The organism is Sphingobacterium sp. UBA865, assembly GCF_002295765.1.
Lineage (GTDB): Bacteria > Bacteroidota > Bacteroidia > Sphingobacteriales > Sphingobacteriaceae > Sphingobacterium > Sphingobacterium multivorum.
Genome location: NZ_DBGB01000042.1, coordinates 430,254 through 455,747, shown reverse-complemented (window position 1 = coordinate 455,747; position 25,494 = coordinate 430,254). Strand labels below are relative to the sequence as shown.

The window sequence follows — 25,494 nt, the reverse complement described above, 5'->3', positions numbered from 1 at the left end:
ATAAAAAAAATGGATCGGTAATTAGACGATAAATTTCATCGTCTTTCTTTTGTAGAGATCTGTTGAAGTTGTTGGCGAGAATGGTTTCCCTTAGTTTTTTACTAATGACAAAATGTCTTGTTTTTGAATTGGGCATTGAACGTTACGCGGGGTATTTATCCCAATTACTGCGACAGACTGCAGGTTTTTATTATTTATTTTTTTATGCAGAATTTACTTTAAAAAAGCGATTTTTGTAACATATAAACTTTGTTTAGATGTAGGATTTTTAAATTGAGAGATATGGAAGAACTGGAAATGCAGGTGAATCAAATAGAGCAATTGATAGCAGGTGGAGATCTTGTTGGGCTGGAAGAATTTTTGAATGAATTAAATATTTCAGAAGTTGAGGAGCTGATTGATGAGTTGCCCGAACATGGTTCACTATTTATTGAATCGTTAAATTTGAATCGCGCAGTTAACGTTTTTCGTATTCTGGATTTCCCTACTCAAAACAGGATTTTTAAGAAGCTTTCTAAAGCAAAAATTAGCGCACTAATTAACGAGTTACCTCCCGATGATCGGACTTCTTTTTTTTCAGAAATGAAGGACGATATTAAGCATTTAATTTTACTGTTGCCACCCAAAGATCGTGTTGAAGCATTGGCTTTGCTGGGCTATCCGGAAGACAGCGTTGGGCGCCTAATGACACCTGATTATATTACCGTAAAAGAACATTGGAGTATTGAACGGATATTGGGGCATATTAGGCGTTATGGAAGAGATTCGGAAACGATAGATGTATTGTATGTGATTGATGGAAATGGGAAGCTGGTTGATGATATTCGGATTAAAGATGTGCTGATGGCGGAGCCAGATAGAGTCGTTGGAGATTTGATCGATCATCGGCTGATCTCGCTGAATGCTTACGATCCCCAGGAGGAAGCGATCAACATCTTCCGGATGAATAATCGCGTGGCCTTGCCTGTTGTCGACGAACAGGGGGTTATGTTGGGGATTGTGACTGTCGATGATATTCTTTGGGTAGCAAACGAGGAGTACACGGAAGATATGCAACGTATCGGGGGAACGGAGGCGTTGGATGAACCTTATCTGGATGTGTCGATTAAGAACTTGGTGAAGAAGAGAGCTGGATGGCTTATTGTGCTTTTTCTGGGACAACTTTTGACCGCTACGGTTATTGAGCATTTCGAGGAGCAAATGGCAAGTGCGATTATGTTGTTTGCACTGATGCCTGTTATTATATCCAGTGGTGGAAATAGCGGTTCGCAAGCCTCAACATTAATTATTCAAGCGATGGCCCTGGGGGAAGTTACCTTGGGTGACTGGTGGCGTGTGATGCGAAGAGAGATTCTTTCGGGTTTACTGCTGGGACTTATTTTGGGGGCTTTGGGTTTTATAAGGATTATGGCATGGCAATCTTTTGCGCATAGCTATGGTCAGTATTGGGTGTTGGTTGCATTAGTTATCTCTTTGTCATTGGTTGGTGTGGTCCTTTGGGGGTCGTTGATGGGGTCTATGTTGCCTTTTGTGATGAAACGACTTGGGGCCGACCCTGCGAGTTCTTCAGCGCCCTTTGTGTCGACGTTAGTCGATGTAACAGGTTTGCTGATTTATTTTAGTGTGGCAACGCTAATTTTGAAAGGTGTGTTGCTTTAATTGTACGCAATTGCCGATACTGGTCGTTCATCCGCTGATGGCGATTGAAGGTAAAAGAAGGATAATGTTGGTTTAAGTGCTGAAAAGGGGATTTTGTGGAGCTGTTTGAAAAAATAAAAATAAATTATTCTAATTGGAATTTAGGAAGTTGTAAAAAATGTGCTCAAAAAATTTGTAGTATTCTAATAATCTTCCGATACTTGCATCACGGAAACGCAATAGGGTCTCCGGAAAAATTGAAAAACACTCCTGAATAGCTCAGCAGGTTAGAGCATCTGACTGTTAATCAGAGGGTCGCTGGTTCGAGCCCAGCTTCAGGAGCAATTTAATAACTTACATAACCGGAGTTTTTAAAATATTCAATTTTTCATTCCTGAATAGCTCAGCCGGTTAGAGCATCTGACTGTTAATCAGAGGGTCGCTGGTTCGAGCCCAGCTTCAGGAGCAACAATGCAAATATTTTATTTGCAAATGATATTAAAATGTACTACTTTTGTACACTCTATGAGAAAGGAATTTCTCGAAAAATAAATTCCTGAATAGCTCAGCAGGTTAGAGCATCTGACTGTTAATCAGAGGGTCGCTGGTTCGAGCCCAGCTTCAGGAGCAATATTGAAACCGGCTTTATGCCGGTTTTTTTGTTTACCATGCTTATTAAAAAACTATGAGTTTAGTAATTATTGGTACGGTGGCTTTCGATACAATAGAAACACCGTTCGGTAAAACTGACAAAATTCTAGGTGGTGCCGGTACATTTGCGAGTCTAGCGGCGTCATATCTATGTGATCAAATCAAATTGGTCAGTGTTGTTGGGGAGGATTTTGGAAATGATAATCTCGATCTTATCAGGAGCCGTGGTATAGATGTTACGGGTGTTCAGGTGATTACTGGTGGGCAAACTTTTTCTTGGTCTGGCAGGTATCATAACGATATGAATAGCCGTGATACCTTGGCGACAGATTTAAATGTATTGGCTGATTTTGATCCTATTATTCCTGAAAGTTACCAGGATTGCGAGTATCTTCTCTTGGGCAATCTTACGCCTCAAATACAATTGACTACGTTGGAGCGCTTGGCACACAAGCCTAAGTTGGTTGTTCTGGATACCATGAACTACTGGATGAATGTTGCCATGGATGACTTAAGAAAAGTGCTTCTCAAGGTTGATGTTTTAGCCATCAATGATTCAGAGGCAAGGCAACTTTCTGGAGAGTATTCGCTGGTTAAAGCTGCAAAAGTCATTTTAGCAATGGGACCTAAATATTTAATTATCAAAAAAGGTGAACACGGTGCGCTTCTTTTTGGAGAGAATCAGATTTTTTCTGCTCCGGCGCTACCATTAGCAGATGTTTTTGATCCAACTGGTGCGGGAGATTCCTTTGCTGGAGGTTTTATTGGCTATCTTGCCAAAGTAAAAAGTATCAACTTTACAAACATGAAGAACGCATTGATTTTTGGTTCTGCGCTAGCTTCATTCTGTGTAGAGAAATTTGGAACAGATCGGTTGGTTGATCTTACCGAAGAGGACATACAAAAGCGTTTGAATGCTTTTGTTGCCCTATCTCAGTTTAATTTATAATCATTGATCTTTCAGTTTTCCGACGATCTGAAATTTTGAAAATACAGATGCTGAATGAGGGGCTTCTTGGAGCTCCTCAGTTAGATCTTGTCCGGCCCAATGTTCGTAGTGCATTCCGTTTTTCCACAGTCTACTTTCTCCGACATCATAGATAAGTCCGCGATAAGCAACCCAGATCTGTGGTTTGTCCTGACCATTACGTAAAGCCAGTTGGCTTTTGCTGTATTCCGATAATTCTTCTGCCATTCGTCATTGTAAAAAGGCGAAGATAGAAAAACTAAGCTACTTTATAGGCCGATAGTGATCTCTTCATTAATTTTCTAGCGACATGTATTCTTGTTTTTACCGTTCCGATGGGGATATTTAAATGTTCCGATATCTCGTGGTATTTAAAACCTTCGAAGTACAATGAAAAAGGGATGTAATATTCTTCGGAAAGACTAGATAAAGCTTCATGGATGTCTTCCATGACAAATTTGCTTTCGCCCTGATTTGAGGAAGCGGATAATAGGAGGTTAGCGTTAGAAATATCCTCGTCTTTCGTAATGAAAGAGTTGGTTTTCACAATACGTCTATAGTTGTTAATAAACGTATTTTTCATGATGGTGTAAAGCCATCCTTTCAAATTGGTTCCTTCTTTGAAATTTTTAAAATAGGTTACAGCTTTCAGGATTGTGTCCTGAACGAGATCGTTGGCATCTTCGTAATCACTGGTAAAATTTCTGGCGTAGAGTTTTAATGAGTCCGATTGCTCAATAACCATGGTGTCAAATTCATTCTTTGTCATAGCTTAATGAATTATAACTGTTCTTTTTACAAAACAGTACGTTTATAAATGCGGTTCATTAAGTATGAGGCAAAAAATGCGCCAAAAATGGCAAAATTAGATTTGTTAATATAATTTTAAGATTATTTTAAGCAAAGCAAACGTGTGCGTAAGCTAACTTTAAGTAAATAAAATTAGCTCAAAGTGATGTTTAGCTAAAGTGAAGCCTGTTTTTCTTTTGCTTTCAGATTTAAAAAGAGTAAAAATACTTTTTTTAAATCTTTACAGTAAATTAACTTCACGCTCTAGATTGATGCCAAATTTGTTGGCTACATCACTTATAATTTGTTCCGATAGATTGTAAATTTCCTGTCCTGTAGCGTTTTGTCTATTTATTAGTACAAGTGCCTGATTTTTCCATACACCTGCTTGTCCATATTCTTTTCCTTTCCAACCACATTGTTCTATTAACCATCCAGCAGCCAATTTTGTTTCATTATTGGGCATTGGATAATGCGGTATTGTAGGGTATTCTTTCTGAAGAGGTCCAAAAGTTGATGCTGTCACTACAGGGTTTTTAAAGAAGCTACCTGCATTTCCCACTGTACTTGGGTCAGGAAGCTTTTCTACGCGGATTTTGGAGACAATGGTTGCAATGTCGGCAATGCTCGGGTTTGTTATGTTTTCTTTGGCGAGTTCGGCTTCAATTGCACCATAAGTTGTATTGATATGAGCTGTTTGACTTAGCTTATAAGTGACCTGAGTAATGATAAAACGCCCTTTGTGTGCTGTTTTAAAGATACTGTCGCGATAGGAGAAATCGCAATCTTCTTTTTTGAAGGTCGCAAAGTTACCGGTATGCGTATCGAAAGCCTGACATTCGTGAAAAACATACATCAACTCGGTACCATAGGCACCGATGTTTTGCACAGGTGAAGCACCAACAGTGCCAGGAATTAGGGCCATGTTTTCAATACCCGCGTAATTATGTTCGATACAATACCAAACGAAGTCATTCCAGATTTCTCCCGCTTGCGCTGTGACATAGACATCATCGCCATCAATTTTTGACTGTATGCCCTTGCTCGTCATACGAATAATATAGCCGTCGAATGCTTTGGTGAAAAGGACATTGCTACCTGCGCCAAGAACAAAGAAGTTCTCCTTAAAAATACCATTTTTAAAAATTTCGGTCAATGTTTCATTGTCATTCACTTCGATTAGAAAATTTGTCTTTTCTTCAATTCCAAACGTATTGAAAGCTTTTAAAGATATATTCGATTGAATGTTTAACTTCATGTTGACTTTAGTTTTCAGAAATTCAAAAAAATCAGCTATCTTTAGCATGATAATCGGTAAAGATAGTATAAACCGTTTATTTAACGATAAAAAATATAAGTTTAATGGGTAATGCAGATGTAAAAAGAATCAAAATTCTAGAAGCTGCGACAAGGCGCTTTGCACATTTTGGAATGGCTAAGACAACGATGTCGGAAATAGCCAAGGATCTCAATTTTTCAAAAGCATTGCTGTATTATTATTTTCCGGATAAGAATAGCTTATATTCTGCGGTTTTCGAATATGTCATCGACAAAATGATCGAGGACCTTGAGGATGTCATTGGAAAAGGGGGAGACTTTGAGGAGATTATGATGTACTCCATTGATATGCGTGTCAAGATCATCAATCAGTATTATAATTTATTTGAATACACCATGAAGATGGTCAAAGAGCTTCCGGACGAGCTGGAACAGGTTTTCAAAGAGTCTTATCTCCGTGAGGTAGAAATTATTGAGAAGATTCTCAAGATTGGTATCGATGCCGGCGAGATACAGGTGGAAGATATCAATGAAACTGCGCGGATTCTTTTGTATTCACTATTCGGTATGCGTATGGGCATATTAAAGGATATGAAAAACATGTTGTTCCCAACAAAAGAAGAATTCGATCATATTCTCAGTTTACAGAAGAAAATGATGAAAATCTTCTTAAATGGCTTACGTTTTCAAGTCTTCAAGTAAGTGTTGAGCGAATATGTCCGATAATCTGTTTGGCATGAATTCGTGAATTTTCAATAAACCAAAGGTGGGTATTTAAGCCACCGCAAACGACACCTGCCAAATAAATCCCGGCAATATTTGTTTCCATTGTTTCTTCATTATGGCTGGGAATGCAAGGTGCTTCTTGGGGAATATCAATTCCGATCTTTTTCAAAAAATCAAAATTTGGGCGATAGCCGGTTAAAGCCAGTACAAAATCATTATCGAGTTCGACCATACCATCTGGGGTTTGGATATGCGCAGTAGTTGGAGTAACTTCTGTTAAGTGGCTGTTATAATAGACATCGATTTCACCCGCGGCAATTCGATTTTCAATATCAGGTTTTACCCAATATTTTACCCGGCGGCTGATTTCGCTACCGCGGATTACCAAAGAAACTTGTGCTCCTTTTCGGTAGGTTTCAAGGGCGGCATCAATGGATGAATTACTGGCGCCGACAACGATCACCTTTTGGCTGCTATAATAATGTGGATCGTCGTAGTAATGCCTCACTTTGGGAAGTTCTTCGCCCGGGATATTGAGCAACATCGGTATGTCATAAAAACCCGTGGCGATGATGACTTTCTTGCTCAGGTATATGCTTTTGCTACTGCTGACCAGAAACTCCGTGTCCTCTTTCTTAATTTCCAGTACTTCTTCAAAAAGATGGGTATCCAGTGCGAACTTTTGCTGTATACGTCTGTAATATTCCAGCGCCTCCATGCGTTTTGGCTTGGGATTGGTGGTGACAAATGGAATATCACCTATTTCTAATCTTTCGGAGGAAGAGAAGAAGGTCATATTTTGGGGGTAATTATATAATGAGTTGACCAAACAGCCCTTTTCGAGAATAAGGTAGTTTAAATTTGCTTCTTTGGCTTCTAAGGCGCAAGCTAAGCCAATTGGCCCGCCGCCAACTATGATCAGGTCGTACCGTGTTATCGTATCGCTCATGGTATAAATGTCGAGAATTTTAAAGAATAAATCAGCTTAAAGCTTTAGGCAGTTCATTTTCTGACATTGCTGTGCTTTTAGCGTGAAGATCCTGAACTATTTTATGGAGGTCCTGTGCAATTTTATTGAGAAAGTCCAGCTGTTCGCTCAATAACTGTCCATCAACTGAACTGACATCTGTATTATCAAATTGGTTGTTTGGAATTTCGATTGCCAAAGGAACAAATGCATTGACACTATCGGCAGAATGCAGCAGCTGAATGGATTGCTCCAAGGAGCTTAATATTTTTCGAATTGTCCGGACATGGTCCTTATTGATATAATTATTGTCCATTTCGTCGAGATGGTTCATCAATGTCACCGAAAAAGAAGCTAGAATATGGTTGAATATGACGAATTTGTTGACTTCCTTACTATATTTTTGACGTTTCTTGGGTTCCGTAAGCATACGTTGGAATGTGGAACCCATGTTGGCTGTTTCCACATAGACTGCCTTGCGTGTTAGTTTGTAGTCGGTGATGGAAGGCGCTTGGCCTGCAATTTCTTTCAATGCCTGAAAGATGTAATTGTAGTTGGCTATCAGTAGCTTTCGCATGGATTCCTTGACTTGCATGCTTTCCCAATTTGGAAAAATAATATAACTGGATAAGAATGCAATCATGCCGCCGATAAAGGTGTCCAGTATGCGTTCTTTGGTGACGTCCAATGTATTGGCGCTGACGAAGCTCAGCATAATTAATACATAAGGGGTCATAAAAAGTACGGCAATGACATAATTGACCCGGAATAAGCTATATGCCGTCAGAAAAAAGAATACCAGTAGAACGAAAAGGACCGTTGGGTCATGAATGGTTAACAGGATGAGGGCTCCGATGAGTCCACCGATCGTTGTACCGATTAGACGCTGGATATTCCTCTCCTTTGTGAGCCCGAAGCCAGGCTTTAGGATAACCATGATAGTCAGGAGAATCCAATATACATTATTTGTGATATTGGTGACCTCAAACACGTAATAAGTGACCGACATGACAATTGCCATGCGGCACGCATGTCGAAAGATGGTGGATTTTAGGGTAAGATTTTCGCGGAACTTTTTGAAATCAATTGCAGAACTTTGGACAAAGCGTTTTGCGTCGTCAATTTCTTTTCGTTTGACATCGTCCGGTTGTAGATGCGAGTAACCATAGATATTTTTGATTCGGCGAACCAAATCACGCAAATTGATCAACACTTTGCGTAAAGCAAAGGTGCTATACTCTTGATTTTTATCCAGCTGATCGATTTTAGTGTGAAGGCGACTGAGATCCGAATCGAAATCGTACAGTGGTTTTGGCTGTGTATTGGTATTGAGCTGATAAGCCAAATTGTCAAGCTCATTGGTATATTTTAGGATCACGTTTTTGAAATCTTCCAAGATTCCGGTAGGACCAAAGCGTTCGCTGATGGTGTTGTAATCATAGTGTGCCGCCATACTTTGCTCAAAGAGATCGACAATATCGTTGAAGACGAGGGTTAAATAACGTCCCACCTTTGTGGTATCTTTAATTGATCGTTTACTTTGAAACAATACATCCCGTAGGTTTTCCTGATGCTGATTGACTTCAACTTGTTTGTCGATCAGTTTGAGGTAGTTTTTATCATTATCAATTTTAGCATCGTAAAAATTAGCTTTCAGCCGGATGTAATCAGCCACATAGCGAATTGTTTCGGATAGCTCCTGTTCGGCGAGCCTGTAAGGGCGTGCCTGGGTGATGGAAAGACTAATGGCGATATACCATAGACCACCTAATGTATAGAAGCCTAAATAGTTGATGGCTTCAGCAAGAGGATAGTGAATCTGCACATGGATCAACATCATCAGAATACACATAAGGCCTACGTTGGCGGCCCTGCTATTGAATACTGCAAACATGGCAAATATAAAGCAGGCTACGCCGATAAAAATCGCCAGTAGATAGACATTTTGATTAACTATATTGGTTAAAATAAAAGTTAACGTAGTCAAAATCGCACCCGCAATCATGCCTTTCCTTCTATGGCTAGGTGCTCCGGGCGTATCGGAGAGACCTACCAAGAGCGCTCCCAGGGAAACAATGGTTCCATTGGTAAATTGCCCGATAGTTGCAAAGATTAGGACAGGCACAATACATCCGATGGTAATTCGGAGTCCATCCGCAAAATATTGGCTATAGAAAAAACTTTTTATTTCTTGTGTCTGTTTCATAATGTATAGTACAAACTTAGATAAATTGCTTTTCATATTAAAAACAATTGTTCGGCTATGTTTGCATTTTTAGTACGGATGAAAGCGAGATAGCTGTTCCGTTCCTGTCAGATCAGGGATGGTTCATTTTGTAGCGGGGCTTAACAGGATCAGGTTCTCAAGGTCTTCGTTGCTATACTGCATTGCATTAATGTGTTAAAAATGAAAATTTACTAAAATTTGTTAGTATGTTTATAATATTTCAATTGTTTTTTTGATTAATTTATATTTTTTTATTTGTTTAGCTATAATATTGTTATATTTGGAGCCATAGGGTTATTTCAGAGACATTACAAATTTTCAAGAGTCACCTAAATTCTCTTGACCACTTTCAAAGATTTAAATATGAAGCAAAGTAAAAATGAAGCCGTCTTTCAGGACGAGGTATTGACACGCTTTGAGCTTTTCAAAAGTTTGTTTTTAACATTGCCATTTCAACGTGTTAAAGATACAGGTACTTTATTACCATTTTTTGCAAAGCAATGTGAAAAGGGTGTGGATCAGCATTTAACTCCTGATGAGATCATAAAAAGTTTCTTCGATCAGCATGAGGAATTTTCTTCGGAAGAACAACGAATTGATTTGTTGTTTCGATTTGTTCAATATATAGAGCGTCAGGTTGTTTTATTTGATGCGATCGAAGACTCATCCTTTCAGATGGTGGGCCGTGGCGATGACGAAAATGTCTTGGGGGCATTAATAAAAAATGCCGAGGGCAGCGAAGATATGCGCCGTAAGATCGTGTCAAAATTGAAGGATTTTTCTGTACGTCTTGTGTTGACTGCACATCCTACGCAATTCTATCCGGGACCAGTATTGGGTATTATCAACGACCTGATCGATGCAATCAAGACCAATGATATCCATAGTATACATTTATTGCTACAGCAACTGGGTAAAACGCCTTTCATCAATAAAAATAAACCGACTCCAGTTGATGAGGCTGCGAGCTTAGCTTGGTTTTTGGAAAACGTATTTTATAAAGTAGCATCGGAAATTCAGTCTTTTATTGATGATGAATTGGACGTGGATACCGAAGAAGTCAAACAATTGATTGAACTGGGCTTTTGGCCTGGAGGTGACCGTGATGGTAATCCCAACGTAAGTGTTGATAGCACCAAGAAAGTTGCCGCATTGCTACGTACCATTTTGTTTAGATGTTACTATAGGGATTTTCGTATTGTTAGACGGCGCATCACATTTAGAGGTGTAGAGGAATATATGGAAAATCTCCAAACATTGTTCTACGAAAACAGTTTTAATCCAGTCGAACATCCAGCAGACGAAACTGATAATATTATCACAAATCTGAAAGCAATCAAAAATGTTTTGGAGGAATATCACAATGGACTTTTTGTAGAAATCGTTGATGACTTACTCCGCAAAGTGATGACTTTTGGTTGTTTCTTTACCACATTGGATATCAGACAAGACAGTCGGATATTACGTGAGGCTACCAATTATCTGATTCAGCACAATCAGGAAAAGACTGGAATGCCATTGGATTATCTGGAGCTCAGTGAAAATGATAAGCAAAAAGCATTAAAATTCAAAGAACTTGACTTAACGGTGGGAGAAGATGCAGATCCGTTGACGAAAGATACATCTGGTGTGATCAAATTGTTAAAGGAGATTCAACGTTCCGGTTCTGAGCGAGCTGCGCAACGCTTTATCATCAGCAATTGCCAACAGGCAAGTGATATTTTGGGACTGCGTCAATTATTTTTATGGTCTGGATGGAAGAAGGATGCTTTAACGATCGATTTTGTACCCTTGTTTGAGACCGTTGATGATTTGACGAGAGCAGCAGATGTGATGAAAACCTTGTATAGTAACAAGGAGTATAAAGCGCATTTGAAGCGTAGAGGAAACAAACAGACCATTATGTTGGGCTATTCAGATAGTACCAAAGACGGTGGATACTTGATGGCGAACTGGTCGATTTATCGTGCAAAAATCGAACTTACGGCGATATCTCGCGAGTACGATGTCGATTTGGTGTTTTTTGACGGTCGTGGTGGACCTCCGGCACGTGGCGGTGGTAAGACACAGCGTTTTTATGCATCGATGGGTAAAGAGATTGCCAACGATCATATTCAATTGACGATTCAAGGACAAACAATCAGTAGTCAGTATGGTTCTTTAGATACGGCACGATTTAATATAGAGCAATTGTTGCACGCTGGAATTATTTCAGATTTGAAACAACGCGTAGGCGATACCTTAACCAAACATCAACAGGAGATCATTGATAAGCTGGCTGAGCTAAGTCATCATAAGTTTATGGATCTACGGACGAATGAATTGTTTTTACCTTATCTGGAAACGATGTCGCCATTGAAAGCGCTATCGTCGATCAATATTTCAAGTAGACCTGTAAAACGTAACTCAGGCCGCGAATTGCGATTGGAAGATTTGCGGGCGATTAGTTTTGTAACTTCATGGAGCCAGCTGAAACAAAATATTCCTGGGTTTTATGGTGTCGGAACAGCATTGCAATGGGCTGAAAAAAATAACCTTTGGAAAGACGTGCAGCAATTGTATGTGTCATCTGGATTTTTCCAAACATTGATCGACAATTGTATGATGTCGATGACAAAGTCCAACTTTGATATTACAGCATACATGAAAGATGATCCTATTTATGGTGACTTTTGGAAAACTTTGTATGCCGAGTACCAAATAACAAAAGAATATCTGTTAAAGCTGAGCGGAACCTCAAAATTGATGGAAAACTATCCTGTGGATCGTGAGTCTATTTTAGCGCGCGAGGGAATTGTATTACCGTTATTGGTTATACAGCATTTTGCGATTCGTGCATTGAATTCGGATCAGCTGACTGATGCACAACGTGAAGATTATTCGAAATTAATAGCGCGTACAATCTTTGGCGTGGTGAATGCCGGAAGAAATGTTGCGTAATTTTTCTTTCTTTTCACGGATAGGGTTTCGGAGAACATATATTTTATCTACTTTTGTATAGTTAACAAAATTGATATGAAGATTAATAAGTTATTTATTGTTGCGGCTTGTGCGGGTACATTATTTGCATCTTGTGGTCAAACAGCTGCAGATAGACAGCGTCAATACTCTAATGCATCCTTAGCGGATGGTGATGCCTTTGCAATGATTAAATTCGTTGGCGAAAATGGAAACTACTTGGTAAATCTTGCTGATGTAGCTGCAAAACAATCTACCTCAGCAGAGGTGAAAAATGTAGCTGCAAAGATTAAAGAAGCTTACGCAACAGTGTTACCAGAATTGGACAATTTAGCAAAAGAATTGCATGTTGGCGATGCGCAACGTGGCGTGCCTGCATTTCAAGTTCCTGCTTCAATTGGTTCGGACAGTACAGCGGCATTCAATGATAAAGCATTTTTAGCGCTAGTGGTTGAAAAACAAGGTGAGATCAATACTAGATTGTCTCATGAAGAGCACAATACAAACAAGGATGTTATTCACCTTTCGGAGGAGTCTTTGAAAAAAGTGGAAGAGATCTACAAATTAGCTGGCGGTAAAGTTGAAGAACACCATCACTAAGAAATAAGATAAATAAAAGGAAAGGAGTATTCATTAAGATGAATATTCCTTTTTTTATGATTTTTTTGTTGACAATACTAGATTTTCTGCATGGAATTGTGATAGGTACTGAGTTTCGATAGGATGTGCTATCTGTATTCCGACTCAGTTGATTGCCAGCGAGATGATTTTGGCAGGAAATGAGTTTGTATTCTTGATAAAATGGAAATTTTAGTTATTGTAAGACATATCAGTGTTGTGTACACAAGAATTCCCTGGAATAATCGTTTGTTATTTGTTAAATTAATGATAACTTAACATTTATATAACACAGTTTTTAATAACTGTGTTTATTTTAGCGTAATTTAATGAAATCGTATATAAAGTGAGATACGCCGCAATAGATATAGGTTCCAATGCAGTCCGTCTTTTGATAGCTGACATTATTGGACAGAAAGACCAATATAATTTTAAGAAAAATACACTGTTACGTGTTCCACTTCGTTTGGGGGATGATGCGTTTATTCATCAGGAAATTTCACCTAGGAAAGCCGAGAGTTTGGTTAAAACGATGAAGGCCTTTCGGGAGTTGATGGATGTTTATAACGTGGAGGATTATATGGCCTGCGCGACTTCGGCCATGCGTGATGCACGAAATGGCGCTGATATTGTTGCGGAGGTCAAGAAAAACGGTATCAACATCGATATTATAGAAGGGGCAAAGGAGGCAGAGATTATTTACAATAGCCATTGGGATAATAAGATGGAAAAGGACAAAGTTTACCTTTACATTGATGTAGGTGGGGGTAGTACAGAATTATCGTTATTTGCCAATGGTGTTTTGGTTAATTCCAGGTCCTTCAACTTGGGCACAATCCGTATCCTCGACAATCAGGACAAGGCAGAAACCTGGGATGAACTGAGGGAATGGGTACGTAGCAATACGCATATGTATAAGCAAGTGGTTGGTATTGGTACTGGCGGCAATATTAATAAGCTTGCGCGCCTTTCCAATGAAAAATTGGATAAACCATTATCCTATGCTAAATTAAAAGCCGTGTATGAGCATTTATCTTCATTTTCTTTGAAAGAACGCATTATCTTATTGGGTTTAAACGAAGATCGTGCCGATGTCATTATTCCTGCGAGTGAGATTTTTCTAACGATTATGAAGCATGGTCGTCTAAAACAAATCATTGTTCCAAGGGTTGGGCTTGTCGACGGTGTAATTAGAACCTTGATCAATAGGAATTTAGTAAAATAATGCTGTAAAAAGCGATTTTCGACTTGTAAAAGAGCGAAAAATCTTTATTTTTGTGATACCAAAGGTGAATATGAGCCCAGGTGGCGAAATTGGTAGACGCACCATCTTGAGGGGGTGGCGCTCGCATGGGCGTGGCAGTTCGAATCTGCTCCTGGGCACTTTAGCAGACAACTCTTTAAAATTAAGATTTGTCTGCTTTTTTTTTGGACGTAATTCGTTATTAATCAAATAGATATAGTGTAAGAAATGGTTGACCCTAGCAGTTCGAAAACTTGTTCCTGAAAACGTCAAATTTTCGGGATAAATCGAACTGATTAATTTACGTTTTTGCTCGATATTGCATTTCCTGTAAATAGAGGCCATATTTTTGAATTTACTGATACTTTCAGTTCGAAAAATGTCCATTGACCCTCTTGCATTTTTTAGAGTTTGTTGCCTCTCCTCAAGCTCGTTAATCTCACTTGTATATTTTAATTTTAATTCTTTGAAATCTTGAGGATCGATATCTCCTCTAATTAAAAGATCTCTCGCTTTAGATGTGTTATCCTCGAGGGACCTAATTCTTCGTTCAATTTCAACTTTTTCAGTTAAATTGCCTTTTGTTCTTTGCGTATACAGCTCTTGTAAAATCGTCGAGTATAATCCAATAACATCAGCTCTAGGCTCAAATTTTTCAAGCTCTTGCTCGAATTTTTGATGGACTATTTCTGTATTGAATCTTTGCCTACATTGAAGTTTGCAATGGTAATATGCATAATGTTGACTGTAACCTTTGGATTTACTTGCAGTCAATGGTTTTGAACATATAGGACATATGAGAAATCCTCTTAAGGGGTATTCTTCTCTTGTGACAATCTTTGTTCGGTACTTATTTCTTTTTCTCTTGTCTAAGATCTCCTGAACTTTGTTAAATGTATACTCAGAGATAATAGCCTCATGTTGGCCTTTCACCGTGTATTCTTCTTCACCTTCGTATTCAGGAACCACAATTCGTCCACAGTACACAGGATTTTTAATACACTTCCAAAAATAAGCTTTGCAGATATCCAAGCCTTTCTCTCGTACTTTAAGGTGAATTTGTTGCGTATTATAGACACCTTTAGCCAGTTCTTCAAATGCCCATTTCATGAGTGATGCATCGGGTTCTTTAAGCTCAATAGACTTTTTCCCATATTCATTTAGCCAGTTTCTATATCCTGCAGGAGCGGGGCCCATCCACCTTCCTTCTTTTCGCGCTCTTCTCATACCGTTTGTCGTATTTAACGCTCTGCGATCATTTTCTACCTCAGGAGCTGCTAAGTAGAATGCCAACATCATTTTGTTTTCAGGAACCGTTAAATCAAGCGGCTGCTCGATAGCTTGGGGTTCTACTCCTAAAGACCTTAACAAACTTATCATTTGATATGCATCGCCCGCATTTCGACTAAACCTATCCCACTTTGTAAATAACAGAATATTGGACTTACTTTTATTTTTCTTTAAGTCAAGAAGCATTTTCTTCCATTCTGGACGATCAAAAGTTTTTGCAGAATGATCTTCGAATATTACTTGACGGATTGTAATCCTATTTATTTCGCAGAATTTTTTTAAGCGTTCTTCTTGATCTCTTTGTGAATATCCTTTTTCTGCTTGTTCATCTGTACTAACTCGGATATATAAATTGGCAACATTCATATTAATTGGGTTTAATATCTAAGGTGAATTTACTAAAAAAAATGGTAAAATAATTGTATTTTTATCATTAAATGATTAATTATTAACCTTTAATATTCTGTATGTCAGCTCACTCCAAACTCAAAATGTCTCTTATTGTTGTATTTTCAAAAATTTTCGATTACGACACCAGAGAGCCAAAGGAAATTTTAGAACCTTATGGGAAAGCACTTACGCTGAAAATGATAGCAGTAATGAATTCTATTTTACAAAAAAAAATAATAGAAATTCAACGCCAAATTATCTATTGGTTCGGGACCGAAGGAAAAATGGGGGAGATAATAATTTCTAAAATTTTTCATGGTTATAGAGAGGAGATCGGTGGAGGTGCACGGCTTATATTAATAAACCATTATACAAATTTGAAAATGAATATATTGGCAATTAGCCTTCCTGAAGTGAAGCATAATATGGAAGTAAATTTTGATGAGTCACATTTAGATTTTTTTATTGCTTATATTAAAATGAATGAAATTTTCGCTGATAGGCAAGATAGTATTGGCAAAACAGTACCAGCGGAATATTCAGGAATATTGAGGGCTACTTGGTTATCTACGGCTTCACTTATCAGTAGTTATGATTTTAGTTATTTCAGTCTTGAGCAAGCAATTTATCAATTGATAAAGGTAAAACACTGTATGGATTTTCTCTGTTCATATAATAATAATTTATTTCAGCTTTATCTCGCTTCGAAGAAGATTACTAGTTTTCAAGACTATGCTACTAAAATATTCCCGCTATTAATGCTTTGCAATGGCGATGCAATTACGATAAATGGTAAAGATAAAGTGAGTCAAGATTTTCTGGAATTATATAACCATCAGAATGATATCGAGGAAAACAAAGAAAATATAGAAGAGTTTGATTTTTTACCTATTCGGAACAAACCTCTTTATTTAGTGTCAGAAAACGAATACGTCATTATCAATAGGGCTATGATATTTAATAAGGTTTATAATTCTATTTATTGGGATTGTAAATCAATTGTTAAATCAAATCCAGCATTAGGTATTTCTGAAAATCGTTTTCGAGCGGATTATACTACTCATTTTTCCGAAGGTTATCTTGTTTACAAATTGATGAAAAGAGCCTATGAGAATAAAAGTGTTTTAAATTTTTCTGGTGCTGAAATGAAAAAAAAAATGAAAAGTTCAGAACCCGATTACTATGTCCGGAATGGGAACAAAGTTTTTTTGGTGGAAGTTAAAGATAGTTTTATTTCTGGGGTTACCAAACAATCTTTTAACATCAATAGTATTCAAGAGGAAATAAAAAAGAAATACTATAGTACAGAGGGACCTGAAAAAGCAATCATGCAATTAATTACCAGGATCAAGTTAAGTTTAACAAAGAAGTTTATATTTGATCAAAATTATAAGCCGCAATCTTTAAGATTATATCCGATCCTAATTGTCTATGATATTAATCTAACGGTTCCTGGTATTGAAAGTTTAATGATTGAATGGTTCAAAATAGAACGGGATAAGCTTATAAATGAACTTAAGGAATTTGGGATTATCGGGTTTCAGATAAAAGATTTAGTAATTCTTCATATCGATGGCTTAATTGGCCTTACTGAATATATAAGAGCTGGAAAAGTGAAGTTGGAAATTTTGATCAACAACCATCTTTATCGGAGGAAGTTGCTATTGAAAATTGATAAAAAGACGTCTTTTAATGAGTTGAAATCTAGTGTTTTGGATAGTTACCTGTCGTTTAATCAGTATGTTATGGATTTTATCAGGTCAATTCCTTCTAAAGAGAGATTGATGTCTACTGAATTTAGAAATTTGGGAGATGATTAGATATTCGGATAACTGAACAATTTACTACAATCAGAAAAGATTGAATTCACATTCTTAAATTTGTCATCAAAATTTGATAATGCTGCGATTACTTTGTCTGATTAATTAGAGACTTAAAATAATCTTCAAGAGCATGTTTAGCGATGTCAGTTAAATGCTCCAGTACTAAAGATGCGTCTTCTTCGGATATTTCTATTTCTAACTTTTTAAAATATTCAATTACTGAGATTGTCGTAATTTTTTTAAGTTGATGCATAGGTCAGTGAACAATAGGTTTGGGAAAATAGGATAGATATTCAATATATCATCGATATGGATAAAAAAAGCTAAACAGGATTTTTAACCTTTTTTGATATCTAATTTTAAAGCCTTTTATTAAATTTACAGGTAGAAATATGGAAGAGACAATAGATACACTAGCACAAAGTAATATACCAGCACAATCATTTAGAATAACTTTTAAAGGCCAAGATTTTCAAATTAGAATTTTAGAGAAGGAATTACATAGGGGGATTTCTGAAATTTCTATTCTTCTTGATGGCATGGTTCAGAAACTAAAAAAAAATCAAGACAGATGGCATTTTGAAGGTTCAGAAAATGATATTGAGTTTGCGAATGACATAGGGCGGTCAATTTCTCTAAGATATCGTTTATAGTTTTAGTTTTCTATTTTTTTAGAAAACTAAAGTCAATATTTGCCACGACGTACCCCCTTTGATCTAAATCGTCATAAGAATCCGGATCTCTTTTAATTTTCTTGCGAAAATGTGTCCTATTCTAGATCTCGTGATGCTTTTTAGCCTCAAATTCCTTTTATTTCAATCTCTTTTATTAATTGTTAACGCTTTGGCCCTTTCTGCCAATATGGGTGCATGTCTTCGGGAAGAGTCAATTCAAGTCTGCTTGTTAGCGATACTGTAGCTAGACTCAGTATTTGGTTATTTGATAATATCATGTGGAATGCTTTAGGTACTTGTGATCGACCTTCATTCTTCAGGATTAAATAGACGTCCATGAAGGTCTTGAGATTTTTTTCAGTTAATAGTTGCTGTTCTTTTATGGTCTGGGACAACTCTCGAATCGATTTGAATACTAGCAGGGCATCTGTAAGATAAAGAGACTTTTCACCATCTTCGAAGCTGACTTCCATTATCTCATTGTCATAACTTGCGTAGGAAATTGTGCCGAGATGCCCCTGTTTCTGTGCAGGATCGATAGGTAATAGAGGGTGTATCAATACGTGTTTATCAATTAATTCTTTCATGTAAAATTGCATATTTATTGTGTAAACATTTGTATTACAGTGGTATATTTCGTAAATTGAGTTTAGGAACTAAACTCAATTTGATTATGGGAATGGTATTATATTTTTTATTTACATTGTTTGTCTCGTGTGGCACTTTATTTGTTGCGATGAATATGTCGGGAAGTAATTCCTTACTTCTTTGGTGTATTGGTATGGGTATTTGGATACCCTTTATTTTTGTTGTGGACCGCAGAGAAAAGGAATCGAGAAGGAGGAAGGAAAGAGAACGGATGCTTGATGAGTGGTTAAGGTCACAGACAAGAAACCGATATTAAGTTTTCAACCTGCTTTCTATTCACGAAAGTAGCTTCCGAATTGTTTTCAGCAAATAATCCAATTATTAGATCATTATCTGGATCTATTTCTATTGCTTTCTTCTTCTTTATATGGAATCATTCCATACCGAATATTTCTAACCAACGGTTTTACATACTGCTGCTCATCTAAACCTGCTGCTTTAATAATACTTTCTGGAATGTTGGTATTTAAGAGTTTATTCCCATCCGTTAACAAAGGAAGGACTTTTTCAGAGAGATCTTTTAACACTATTTCCGGTCCTTTTGGGTGAGCCAGTAGTTGTACCATTGGCAAGGGGTATATAAAACCGCGGAACGATTGATCTGGGATGCCTAAGACGAGACCATCTAACATGCGTTTATTCAATTTGGTATTGAACCGGTCTATTTCTTTTTTCTCCAGATAAAGATGAAGTAGATCATCAATATACTGCGCTAGATCCATATCCCATAAAAGATCATCCTGCAATTTGTCTTCAGTATTTCTTGGCGGCAGTTCTGCGCAATATTTTTCAGCTTCCTTAATGAGAACCTTTCCTTTCTCGTCTTTCGCCTGATAATAGGTAGCGCCTCCATGGCCATTATTTTTGGCGTAGCCTGCGTGTGTTCCATTGATATAAAGATTAGCGGTGAAGGCATGTGTTTCCTCACTAAGCTGCGCGCTGTGATGGATTTCTTTTAATTCTATTTTCATAATGACATCATTAACTTTTAAATGAAATATGATTAACGAGATCGTCCTATAAAATTCTGCCTCTCTATGGAGATGATCTCAATCTGGGAGGTATGGAACACAACGAATTCAGGATGGTCGTCTCCCAGGCTGGATATGATGCCATCATATCCAGCTTTCTCAAACATGAGATGACTGTCTTCACTGTTCAGACTGTCATATAGATCACCGATTTCACCCAGGCTTATTTCCCGGTTGAGTTTGCGAAGAGCTTTTTTTGCTTCAAGCTGGTCCCCTGTGAGGATTTCCCAAATGAGGGAGGCCTGATTTTCTAGAGAGAAGATGGAGTGAAGGCGTAAGTCTATGGGGTTCTTAATATCAAGGTACGCGGTGATCAGGATATCACCGAACAGTAATGCATTTTCTTTTTTGTCAGCAAAGAAAAAGCCATGTTTTGTATTGTCCCAGCCGGTATTGCTACCTTTAAATGTGGCATCAAATTTATCAAAGGTTGCATCTGTGCCATGGTAATAGGGCCGGGAATTATCGAACAGTTGAGAATCTGTTATTTTCATAAAAAATCATTATTAATGACAGTAGTAGGACCGGATACTACAGCTGAATAAATAGTAATAGGATGGAAGCGTCTGCTTTATCTTTTTGGGACTGGGACAGAAATATCTTCTTTTACAGGTTCCAGGTCTGGTTTTGAATCTTTAATTCTTGTTTGCTGCAATTGTTGTTTGCAATTGATCAGCGACCTGTAGAGTTCATCATTTTTTGTCAGGGCAAAAAAACGACCGCTATTTAATTCTTCCATCCGAAACCGTCCTTTTTTTAACAGTCCTGTTACCTTAAAGATGTTATCCTTGTAAGGAATCTCATCTCCAATAAAAAGTCCTATTTTTTTTAACTCAGGAATAGCCTGCTCAGGCTTGATCTCATTTGCATTTGACTGCTTGATTTCAAGCTTTCTTTCAAAAGTCAATAGGTAGTTTAATATTTTTTCAGCATCTGCGGCGGCAGCATGGATTTCAAAGGGATGATCAGTGAGGAGCTGGATCCAGCTTTTCACATAAGCGGCATGTTGTCCGGGGTCATGTCCTATCTTTAGCTCCTGACCAATGAGCATCGAAGCTATTTCTGCGCGCAGTTCCTCGCGCGCATAAGCTTCTGTACCGAACTTATTGAACAAAGATCTGTCGAGCCTGCTGTTATGGCCTGTCCAGTGCGCCAGTTCATGCAACAGGGTGCCGTAATAGAGGCCTGCGCCTGAAAACTGTTCCTTTAAGGGCATGGTTATCGAATCCGTATGCAGATTGTAGAATGCGCGGTTTCCCATGTTATGAAATAGCTTAGCTTCAGTGAGACTTACGAGTTCTTCTGCCCTTAGAATTGGATCCCAGTCCCGGGCAAGTGCTGTTTCTTTTGCCATTGGCGGGATACCATCGACCTGTTCCGCATTAAATACCCATGCTGCGGTAACAATGGCATGGTCAAGCGGGACAGAAATTTTGATGGGTTTTCCGTTTTCATCCAGTATTTTCTTGCCCTTATCATCCAATTTAGGAATTAGATCCTGGGTTTTTACATACTGGACGAGCCTCGCTTTTTCGCCTTTTCGGACCTGCCAGTCCATAGCTGCAGCCTGCTTGAAAGTCATCCATCTGGGGTCAGCCCTATCGGCTGAAAGCAGTGAAAATATGTTAATACCTTTATAACACTTTCCGGTAATTGCATTATAAGGAAATTCTAATGTGGCAGAGCTGTCATTCCATGGCTTTTGCCATGGCGCTGTTCCTTTTTTAAGCCTTTCGATCAGATCGGCTGCGACCTGCTCATGGAGCGATTTTATTTTAGGGTTGGCCATCTTGATCCTCCTGTTGACTAGATTTATCAAATTCCTCCATGGGCCATTCATCGGCATAGTCGGTACCGTAAATGACCGCTTCTTCCAGCGAAAGTCCTATTTCTTTCCCTTGGGTATATAACTGGCGGAGTTTACCCATTAGTGTTTCAAAATGTTCTTCCATATTGTTCGTTATTCAGGATCGTCAGTATCCGGTATGGTCAATTGAACGGCGAGCTGCTGGCCTATGGGATAGTTTGCCACCAGCACCTCAGTTTTGGTTTTCTGGTTACCGGCTTTGGCATTGACGGAAATCTTTTGATTGATGGACCATTTCTGCCAGCCATATTTCTTTGTGAAGCGTTTTAAGATAGGCGAGGGGTAAGAGGAAAGCAGAAACTTCCCTTTGATACCACTTAGCAGATTAAGCAGGTCCTCATAGTCTTTCTCTGTGTAACCATCATAATGTCCAAGATCAGAATTAAAGTAAGGGGGATCGCAGTAGAAGAAGCTCTCTGGGGTATCCCTACTTGCGATGACGTATAATGCATCGGCACATTCCAGCTGACAGCGTTGGAGTCTCTGTGCAAAAGTGCGGGTAAAGCCGTGACGTTTGGTATTGATTTTTTTTGTTGTGGTGTTTTTTGACAGATCGAATCCCCAGGTACCATCTAGAATTCCTGCGAAAGACTGTGTGCTCAGTATCCAGACGGCCCAGGCTCTTTTGACCCGGTCAAACATATCGGGATTATTATAGATAAGGGAAGCTTTTCTGTGGAGATCACGGCTGTGCAGGCTCGTACTGATTTCCGCTTCCAGTGCTGAAAAATCTTCTTTGACAGTTCTATAAAAATTGATCAGTTCCCCATTGGTATCATTGATGACCTCTATTTCCGAGGGGCGCTTGGCAAAGAAAATTGCGGCCCCGCCGATAAATGGTTCGCAGTATAAGGTGTGCCTAGGGATGAGGGAAATGATGCGTGAGGCTAATTTCTGTTTACCGCCGTAGTAACTGATGGGCGTTCGTAATCTAATGGTGTGCATAGGATCGGAATATAGTGGGTCAGAGAATATTATCTATGGTGAAATCCAGCGGCACGTTATCCACCAGAAGTGTTACCCTGCATTTTAGGGCCGGTTTGCCCATACTACATACCTTAAAGCGCTGGCCGCTGAGATGGTAGTAAGGGGAAGACTGCTCTAGGTTTAGCGTAGCGAATCCGGATGCCCTGATCCTGTCTATGCGGTTGAATAGTTTCTTCATAGCTAGAAATTTAATGGTAGAGAACGCTCCTGACATAGGGTATTCTGAGTGGGGAATGGCATGGTGGTCAGCAGTTTTTATTAGCAGTGCCAAAACAGCTGCTGACCTTCATGCGCGGGTGTCAAAAGGTGTTCGGGAAGTACCCGGCGCAGAAAAGCACCCGGCGTTAGCGTGGTGCGATGCGCCGGGTACTTCCCGATCTCCTTGCAGACAAGGGATAATTAGCTTAAAAGCATCTTTTTTTGAAATCAGTTGTTTCAATTTTTTCGGTATGATGCCATATATGGGTTCTATTCTGCGGGTTTATCTTCCGCGTTTTCTGTCTGTCTGCTGATCAGGCTCCTGCTCCCAGGGCAGGGCGTGCTCCTGCTTGGCGTTATTTGTAATCACTTGTTCCTGCTTATCACTCTTAGCGTTAACCTGCTCCGGAAATATGGTCTCATGACGGATCTCATTCATATTCTTGTCGTAGATGTCCAATGTTTTCATCTGCGGGTTGGCCGCAATAGAAACAGGGATCGCTTTCTTTACGATCATAAGATCCGTGTGATAGTAGTTCCCTGCCCGCAATGTGCTGAGGACATTTTGTAATTTATCCGGGCTTTCGATGTCCTTGATGGGAAATTTAGCCAGCGTTTTCACCAGGTCATAGCCGTATTCGGGACGGAATACGCGCAGCGGATGATTTCCGTAAGCATCGGTTACATCCAGGTTGAGCTTAAGCCAGACAGGTGTCTTTTGGGACTGCGAATTGCCCTGCTGGGTTTCGCTTTTATTTGTCTTTAAGAATACTTCCTTTTCCAGGGCAAGACCGGATAAGAGTTTATAAGCCTCCAGGGCGGTTATGCGATGATCCCGGGCTAAATCAAATGTCTGCTCACGTACAATCGGATCATTTTTCTTTGTCAATGTGACCTTATAGTCATTGAGAAAATACATATCGCCGTCTTTGGAGCGGTTGAAATTGATCTTAAAGTTCAGATTTTCAGTTCGCTCTGACCCTAGATCTTTGCTTTCAGCAGGTCTCATCTGCGTTGTGATGCCCAGACTAAAGCTTGGCATTTCGCGACGTATCGCTGTTTCGAGTACTTCGTTGAGCTTGGTTCCAAATCCTAGATTTTCCAGCGTTTTCTTTAAATATTCAACATTGTTTTCGTTCATTTTTTTAAGATTTAAATTGTGACATCTGGTTTTACACTATTTTACTTTTGTGCTGCTGGCGAGCATAGCCATAAAGGACACGTAGCCTTTTGGCTTGATGGTCCGAAAGTTTGACCGCATGCCTGTAAGCGTCCGGAACCGGTGCAAAGAAAACCGGTCGGCAGGTGTCCTGAAATCAGAGCTGCGGTATTTAATATGGACTTCACCCTCGATCAGCAGGAAAGAAGCATCCCTATTTATTGCCCAGAGGGCAGTTTTGCAGTCGAACACGCGGCCAGATAGATCGTCATCGAATACAGCAATTATACGTGCGTTTGGGAACCGGTCACGGAGCGACTGTATTTGACCTGCGGAGGGTCTTAGCCCCAGTGCCGAAAAAACATTCGTCCCCGGATTATGGGTCCAGTGCGGATAGAACTGGCAGAAGCAGAGCAGATCGAGCGCCGTATGGAACAGGAAGTGCTGTCTTGCCATATAGGGTTCTACCACGCCGGCTGTTTCCGAAACGGTAACCTTATCAGGAACCAAGCAATCGATCCAAGTGGAGAAATAATCCAGCAGTTTTGGATCAATTTCCTTTAGCAATGGCATGTGTGTTTAACGGGAATTACCTTTCCCATAGGTCTGTTGCTGTTCATTTTCCTGTTTTGGGGTAGGGGCATGCGTGATTTGCTGCGCCCGTTGCATGTCCAACAGTGCCCGCTGATATCCTTCGGTGTAGGGATCCTTCTGTACGGTCTTGCTTCCGAAAAGATTTCGAAGCCCGCGCATCAATAGGTAGGAAATACCACCATCGAGGACGAGGGAATACAAGAGTGCCGTCCTGTTTGAAGTGACACCACTTCGGCTGCTTGCCCGGCGCTGCAGGCGGGTACCATCGGAGAGTTCCACAACTGAGCCATTGCGGTAGTGTTCTTTTTGAAGGTCGGAAAGCTGCTCTCCATTGATTTTTGCGGGTACCCTTACTTTTTCGGGGTCAGAGGAAATAAATTCCCGGGTCTCAGGGTCATATTCAATGATCCATGTTTTTTTCTTGCCATCTGCTGCCTGGTAGGTTTTCTGTACGTGGGTGAGCGTCCCCTGCTCAAGCTGGTCTGCTTCGACATCCAATAGCATCGGATGTTTCTTGATGTCCCGGTAAATGGGATGGAGCTGTACCGACATATGGCCATTCGCATCACGTTGCAGGGACAGCTTGGCATCCATTTTTTGGATATGAATGCCGTCGCCATGTATGTCATGAAGCGAGATGAGGTCCGTCCTGTGGCCGGCGAGTAGGGCGTCCATATCCTCTTTGGACAGATCCGGTTTACCGTTTTTCATCAGGCCGAGTTTCCTTAGGTCCGCCACCGGGATATCAGTTTCTAAAAATGGATTTTCCAT

General features: G+C 39.4%; 23 protein-coding genes, 4 tRNA genes and 1 pseudogene. 13 read left to right on the top strand and 15 right to left on the bottom strand.

The annotated features are described in order from the left end of the window. Positions 1-282 precede the first annotated feature (282 nt). The 5 genes from mgtE to B2O97_RS24965 all read left to right on the top strand — a co-directional run bounded on the left by mgtE (position 283) and on the right by B2O97_RS24965 (position 3,238). A complete protein-coding gene (gene mgtE / locus B2O97_RS24985; protein WP_286754272.1) occupies positions 283-1,659 on the top strand; it encodes a magnesium transporter in 1,377 nt (458 codons plus the stop codon). A gap of 247 nt (positions 1,660-1,906) precedes the next feature. Continuing rightward, positions 1,907-1,980 (top strand) — tRNA-Asn (locus tag B2O97_RS24980). Between the two features lie 50 nt (positions 1,981-2,030). Next, positions 2,031-2,104: transfer RNA gene (locus B2O97_RS24975), tRNA-Asn, on the top strand. Positions 2,105-2,192: 88 nt separating this feature from the next. Next, positions 2,193-2,266, top strand: a tRNA-Asn gene (locus tag B2O97_RS24970). 57 nt (positions 2,267-2,323) lie between these two features. Beyond that, complete coding sequence (locus B2O97_RS24965; protein WP_070570461.1) at positions 2,324-3,238, top strand: PfkB family carbohydrate kinase; 915 nt, start codon at positions 2,324-2,326, stop codon at positions 3,236-3,238. Here the strand turns inward: B2O97_RS24965 and B2O97_RS24960 are convergent, their stop codons facing one another. The 3 genes from B2O97_RS24960 to murB all read right to left on the bottom strand — a co-directional run bounded on the left by B2O97_RS24960 (position 3,239) and on the right by murB (position 5,303). Continuing rightward, on the bottom strand, positions 3,239-3,484 hold the full coding sequence (locus B2O97_RS24960; protein ID WP_112374185.1) for a cytochrome b5 domain-containing protein: 246 nt from the start codon (positions 3,482-3,484) through the stop codon (positions 3,239-3,241). Positions 3,485-3,515: 31 nt separating this feature from the next. Further along, positions 3,516-4,025, bottom strand: coding sequence for an RNA polymerase sigma factor (locus B2O97_RS24955; RefSeq protein WP_046671910.1), 510 nt, complete (start codon positions 4,023-4,025; stop codon positions 3,516-3,518). A gap of 261 nt (positions 4,026-4,286) precedes the next feature. Continuing rightward, positions 4,287-5,303 (bottom strand): UDP-N-acetylmuramate dehydrogenase, encoded by a 1,017-nt coding sequence (gene murB, locus B2O97_RS24950; protein WP_286754273.1) that lies wholly within the window; start codon positions 5,301-5,303, stop codon positions 4,287-4,289. A 104-nt stretch (positions 5,304-5,407) separates the two neighbouring features. Here murB and B2O97_RS24945 point away from each other — a divergent pair, with 104 nt between their 5' ends. Continuing rightward, positions 5,408-6,025, top strand: coding sequence for a TetR/AcrR family transcriptional regulator (locus tag B2O97_RS24945; protein WP_112374184.1), 618 nt, complete (start codon positions 5,408-5,410; stop codon positions 6,023-6,025). On the opposite strand, the gene B2O97_RS24940 is transcribed toward B2O97_RS24945, so the two are convergent. Both B2O97_RS24940 and B2O97_RS24935 read right to left on the bottom strand, forming a co-directional pair. Further along, positions 6,018-6,998 (bottom strand): YpdA family putative bacillithiol disulfide reductase, encoded by a 981-nt coding sequence (locus B2O97_RS24940; protein ID WP_115047819.1) that lies wholly within the window; start codon positions 6,996-6,998, stop codon positions 6,018-6,020. The two genes, B2O97_RS24945 and B2O97_RS24940, sit on opposite strands and share 8 nt — an antisense overlap. A gap of 31 nt (positions 6,999-7,029) precedes the next feature. After that, positions 7,030-9,222 carry an FUSC family protein gene (locus B2O97_RS24935; RefSeq protein ID WP_236560148.1) on the bottom strand — a complete coding sequence of 731 codons (2,193 nt, stop codon included), beginning with the start codon at positions 9,220-9,222 and terminating at the stop codon, positions 7,030-7,032. A 384-nt stretch (positions 9,223-9,606) separates the two neighbouring features. Here B2O97_RS24935 and B2O97_RS24930 point away from each other — a divergent pair, with 384 nt between their 5' ends. The 4 genes from B2O97_RS24930 (at position 9,607) to B2O97_RS24915 (ending at position 14,202) form a co-directional block, all read left to right on the top strand. Further along, a complete protein-coding gene (locus B2O97_RS24930) occupies positions 9,607-12,183 on the top strand; it encodes a phosphoenolpyruvate carboxylase (protein WP_115047821.1) in 2,577 nt (858 codons plus the stop codon). A 75-nt stretch (positions 12,184-12,258) separates the two neighbouring features. After that, a complete protein-coding gene (locus B2O97_RS24925) occupies positions 12,259-12,801 on the top strand; it encodes a hypothetical protein (protein ID WP_070570475.1) in 543 nt (180 codons plus the stop codon). A gap of 364 nt (positions 12,802-13,165) precedes the next feature. Further along, positions 13,166-14,044 (top strand): exopolyphosphatase, encoded by an 879-nt coding sequence (locus tag B2O97_RS24920; RefSeq protein WP_115047823.1) that lies wholly within the window; start codon positions 13,166-13,168, stop codon positions 14,042-14,044. 74 nt (positions 14,045-14,118) lie between these two features. Next, positions 14,119-14,202: transfer RNA gene (locus B2O97_RS24915), tRNA-Leu, on the top strand. A gap of 733 nt (positions 14,203-14,935) precedes the next feature. On the opposite strand, the pseudogene B2O97_RS24910 reads toward B2O97_RS24915, so the two are convergent. Further along, positions 14,936-15,718 (bottom strand): annotated as a pseudogene (locus tag B2O97_RS24910) (recombinase family protein); the annotation flags it as partial. A 101-nt stretch (positions 15,719-15,819) separates the two neighbouring features. Between B2O97_RS24910 and B2O97_RS24905 the strand changes: the two are divergent. Both B2O97_RS24905 and B2O97_RS24900 read left to right on the top strand, forming a co-directional pair. Beyond that, on the top strand, positions 15,820-17,562 hold the full coding sequence (locus B2O97_RS24905; RefSeq protein WP_157698404.1) for a hypothetical protein: 1,743 nt from the start codon (positions 15,820-15,822) through the stop codon (positions 17,560-17,562). A 395-nt stretch (positions 17,563-17,957) separates the two neighbouring features. After that, a complete protein-coding gene (locus tag B2O97_RS24900) occupies positions 17,958-18,218 on the top strand; it encodes a hypothetical protein (protein ID WP_088160767.1) in 261 nt (86 codons plus the stop codon). A 182-nt stretch (positions 18,219-18,400) separates the two neighbouring features. Here the strand turns inward: B2O97_RS24900 and B2O97_RS24895 are convergent, their stop codons facing one another. Further along, positions 18,401-18,799 carry a hypothetical protein gene (locus tag B2O97_RS24895; RefSeq protein ID WP_286768335.1) on the bottom strand — a complete coding sequence of 133 codons (399 nt, stop codon included), beginning with the start codon at positions 18,797-18,799 and terminating at the stop codon, positions 18,401-18,403. Between the two features lie 113 nt (positions 18,800-18,912). On the opposite strand from B2O97_RS24895, the gene B2O97_RS24890 reads away from it, so the two are divergent. Further along, entirely contained in the window at positions 18,913-19,143 is a 231-nt protein-coding gene (locus B2O97_RS24890) for a hypothetical protein (protein WP_286768334.1), read from the top strand. A gap of 73 nt (positions 19,144-19,216) precedes the next feature. On the opposite strand, the gene B2O97_RS24885 is transcribed toward B2O97_RS24890, so the two are convergent. From B2O97_RS24885 to B2O97_RS24850, 8 genes are all read right to left on the bottom strand, one after another. Beyond that, positions 19,217-19,858, bottom strand: coding sequence for a hypothetical protein (locus B2O97_RS24885; protein WP_088160769.1), 642 nt, complete (start codon positions 19,856-19,858; stop codon positions 19,217-19,219). Positions 19,859-19,890: 32 nt separating this feature from the next. Next, positions 19,891-20,412: a hypothetical protein gene (locus B2O97_RS24880; protein ID WP_088160770.1), complete on the bottom strand. Its 522-nt coding sequence runs from the start codon at positions 20,410-20,412 to the stop codon at positions 19,891-19,893. Positions 20,413-20,489: 77 nt separating this feature from the next. Continuing rightward, positions 20,490-21,707, bottom strand: a complete 1,218-nt coding sequence (locus B2O97_RS24875) for an ArdC family protein (RefSeq protein WP_286768333.1) — start codon at positions 21,705-21,707, stop codon at positions 20,490-20,492. Continuing rightward, positions 21,694-21,870: a hypothetical protein gene (locus B2O97_RS24870; protein ID WP_157698405.1), complete on the bottom strand. Its 177-nt coding sequence runs from the start codon at positions 21,868-21,870 to the stop codon at positions 21,694-21,696. Before B2O97_RS24870 ends, B2O97_RS24875 begins: the two co-directional genes overlap by 14 nt. A gap of 8 nt (positions 21,871-21,878) precedes the next feature. Beyond that, on the bottom strand, positions 21,879-22,730 hold the full coding sequence (locus tag B2O97_RS24865; RefSeq protein ID WP_088160771.1) for a DNA adenine methylase: 852 nt from the start codon (positions 22,728-22,730) through the stop codon (positions 21,879-21,881). Between the two features lie 523 nt (positions 22,731-23,253). After that, a complete protein-coding gene (locus B2O97_RS24860) occupies positions 23,254-24,111 on the bottom strand; it encodes a hypothetical protein (protein ID WP_286768332.1) in 858 nt (285 codons plus the stop codon). A gap of 36 nt (positions 24,112-24,147) precedes the next feature. Further along, positions 24,148-24,696, bottom strand: a complete 549-nt coding sequence (locus B2O97_RS24855) for a hypothetical protein (protein ID WP_157698406.1) — start codon at positions 24,694-24,696, stop codon at positions 24,148-24,150. Between the two features lie 12 nt (positions 24,697-24,708). Continuing rightward, the gene (locus tag B2O97_RS24850; RefSeq protein ID WP_286768331.1) at positions 24,709-25,494 is read right to left on the bottom strand and encodes a DUF4099 domain-containing protein; all 786 of its coding nucleotides are present in this window, start codon (positions 25,492-25,494) and stop codon (positions 24,709-24,711) included.